The sequence below is a fragment of the Nocardioides luteus genome, from assembly GCF_000960475.2.
Classification (GTDB): domain Bacteria; phylum Actinomycetota; class Actinomycetes; order Propionibacteriales; family Nocardioidaceae; genus Nocardioides; species Nocardioides luteus_A.
Genome location: NZ_JZDQ02000074.1, coordinates 1 through 2,967, shown reverse-complemented (window position 1 = coordinate 2,967; position 2,967 = coordinate 1). Strand labels below are relative to the sequence as shown.

The following is a 2,967-nucleotide window of genomic DNA, read 5'->3' as shown; positions in this document are numbered from 1 at the left end:
CGCCGCCTCGGCGGGGGATCGTCACCAGCGAGAGTGGACGGCCTCGCGGAAGTGCGTGTCATAGATCCGGCGTACGCCGGCGAGCAGCTCGTCGGAGAGCGGCGGGAGCGAGCCGGCGGCGGAGTTCGCGTGGGCCTGGGAGGTGTTGCGGGCGCCGGGGATGACGGTGGTGACGCCGGGCTGCTGAGCGACCCAGGCGAGCGCGACCTGCGCGGGGGTGGCGCCTTCTGGGCCGTGCTCGGACACCAGCGCGGCGAACTCCTGGGCCGCCTTCACGCCGGTCGCGAAGTCGACGCCGGAGAAGGTCTCGCCGACGTCGAAGGCCTCGCCGTGGCGGTTGTAGGTGCGGTGGTCGTCGGCGGCGAAGGTGGTCGACTCCGAGTAGCGGCCCGACAGCAGGCCCGAGGCGAGCGGCACCCGCGCGATGATCCCGACACCCGCCTCCGCGGCCGCCGGCAGCACCCGGTCCAGGGGCTTGAGCCGGAACGCATTCAGGATGATCTGGATCGAGGCCACGTGGGGCCGCGCGATCGCAGCCAAGGCCTGGTCGCAGGTCTCCACGCTGACGCCGTACGCCGCGATCACTCCCTCCGAGACCAGGGTGTCCAGCGCGTCGTAGGTCGCCGAGGACTCGATCGTCTCCGTCGGCGGGCAGTGCAGCTGCACCAGGTCGATCGTGTCGACCCCGAGGTTCGATCGAGACCGGTCCAGCCACGACCGGAAGGCGGGCAGCGTGTAGTTCGACGGCACCTGCTCCACCCGGCGGCCCATCTTGGTCGCGACGAAGATCCCGTCGTGCGACCGCAGGAACCGGCCGATGACCTGCTCGCTGCGGCCGTCGCCGTAGACGTCGGCGGTGTCGAGGAAGGTGACCCCGTCGCCCACCGCGGCCTCGAGCACCGCCAGGGCGTCAGACTCGCTGACCTCGCCCCAGTCGGCGCCGAGCTGCCAGGTGCCGAGACCGATGACCGACGCCGAGCGCCCGATCCTTCCGAAGGTGTGGCTCTCCATGCCCGCAAAGGTAGCGCCCGCCGTCGATTTGGCCGCGCCCCGCGGCGTACGCATAATTGTTGTTCGAAACCAGAGACCGCCGGTTGTCAGGTGTGCATGCACCCGATCGAAGGTTCCGCAGGATGCGGACGGCCAGCGTAGGTGAAGAGCACGACGAGAAACACACGTCACGCCCTGAGCCTGCGCTCGGGGCGTTTGTCATTCACGGGCCCTCGCCGGTGGGATCGATTCCCGGAAGAAGGAGACCCATGGCGCGGGCTGACAAGCAGACTGCCGTTGCCGAGATCGCTGACGAGTTCAGCGCCTCGAGCGGTGTCGTGCTGACCGAGTACCGTGGTCTCACCGTAGGTGAGCTGAAGACTCTTCGTCGCTCGCTCGGTGAGAGCGCTAACTACGCCGTGGTCAAGAACACGCTGGCCAAGATCGCTGCCTCCCAGAGCGGCATCGAAGGCTTCGATGACCTGCTGACCGGCCCGACCGCGATCGCCTTCATCAAGGGTGACGTCGTCGAGGCGGCCAAGGGTCTGCGTGACTTTGCCAAGGCCAACCCCAACCTTGTCATCAAGGGCGGGTACCTCGACGGCAAGGCCATCGACGCTGCTGAGGTGGGCAAGCTTGCCGACCTCGAGTCGCGCGAGGTCCTGCTCGCCAAGCTTGCGGGCGCGTTCACCGCGACGATGTCCCAGGCTCTGTACGCCTTCAACGCTCTGCCCTCGAAGACCGCGCAGCTCGCTGCCGCTCTCGAGGCCAAGGCCGCGGAGGACCCCTCGATCCTCGCAGGTGGTGCCGCTGAGCCGGCTGCCGCCGAGGAGGCTCCGGCCGAGGCGTGAGCCCCGGTCGTAACTAACCACCACCTGTAACCCGGCCCTGCCGCGTACTCACAGAAAAACGCACAGGGCCACCACGAAAGGAAATGCCATCATGGCGAAGCTCTCCACCGACGAGCTGCTCGACGCTTTCAAGGAGCTCACCCTCATCGAGCTCTCCGAGTTCGTCAAGGCCTTCGAGGACACCTTCGGTGTCACCGCTGCCGCTCCGGTCGCCGTTGCCGCCGCTGCCGGCGCCCCGGGCGCCCCGGCCGGCGAGGCCGCTGCCGAGAAGGACGAGTTCGACGTCATCCTCGAGTCCGCTGGCGACAAGAAGATCAACGTCATCAAGGAGGTGCGCGGCCTCACCTCCCTCGGTCTGAAGGAGGCCAAGGAGCTGGTCGAGGGTGCGCCCAAGGCCGTCCTCGAGGGCGCCAACAAGGAGACCGCTGACAAGGCGAAGGAGGCCCTCGAGGCCGCCGGCGCCACGGTCACCGTCAAGTGATCTGAGGGCTTCGGCCCTGCGAGCCCGGGTTCGGCGGTTTCCGCCGGGCCCGGGCTTGCTACATCGCGGAAACAGTTCCGCAACAGATCGGTCAGTCTGCAGCGCAGCACTGCGATCGCCCCACCGCGGGAGGCTACTCGGGAGTAGCCTCCCGCGGTTTGTTTCGTTATCTTGAACACACGCCGAGCGCGGCGGTCGCGATCCGACCGTCGACGTGTTCGCAGGGGGAGTCCGTCTCGGGTGGTGATCATCGTCGCCGCACGCAGACCGCTATGGTTTACAAAAGTGTGACGCGTGTCGCAGGAAGTGCGTAACCCCCGTCACACTCTGCCGTTAGTCGGGCAGTAGGGGACTTGAGGGAGACCCCCGCGAACAGGAAGGGAGCCGGCCCGGATGGGTGTAGACGTAAAGATCGAAGGGCTGACCAAGAGCTTTGGTAAGCAGCTCATCTGGAAAGATGTCACGCTGACGCTGCCTGCGGGCGAGATCAGCGTGATGCTGGGTCCGTCCGGTACGGGTAAGTCCGTGCTCCTGAAGACGCTGATCGGCCTGATCAAGCCCGACACGGGCTCGGTGATCATCGAGGGCGTCGACATCGCCACCTGCTCGGAGAAGGACCTCTACGAGGTCCGCAAGCTCTTCGGC

General features: G+C 67.3%; 4 protein-coding genes. 3 read left to right on the top strand and 1 reads right to left on the bottom strand.

Translation table 11 applies throughout. The features are described 5' to 3' along the window. Positions 1 to 21: 21 nt before the first annotated feature. Positions 22 to 1,011, bottom strand: a complete 990-nt coding sequence (locus tag UG56_RS27315) for an aldo/keto reductase (RefSeq protein WP_045547016.1) — start codon at positions 1,009 to 1,011, stop codon at positions 22 to 24. Positions 1,012 to 1,259: 248 nt separating this feature from the next. Here UG56_RS27315 and rplJ point away from each other — a divergent pair, with 248 nt between their 5' ends. From rplJ to UG56_RS27300, 3 genes are all read left to right on the top strand, one after another. Next, entirely contained in the window at positions 1,260 to 1,841 is a 582-nt protein-coding gene (gene rplJ, locus UG56_RS27310; protein ID WP_008362879.1) for a 50S ribosomal protein L10, read from the top strand. 91 nt (positions 1,842 to 1,932) lie between these two features. Beyond that, positions 1,933 to 2,322, top strand: a complete 390-nt coding sequence (gene rplL / locus UG56_RS27305) for a 50S ribosomal protein L7/L12 (protein ID WP_045547017.1) — start codon at positions 1,933 to 1,935, stop codon at positions 2,320 to 2,322. Positions 2,323 to 2,715: 393 nt separating this feature from the next. Then, positions 2,716 to 2,967, top strand: a 252-nt coding sequence (locus UG56_RS27300) for an ATP-binding cassette domain-containing protein (RefSeq protein WP_143055229.1), incomplete at its 3' end; no start/stop codon positions are given.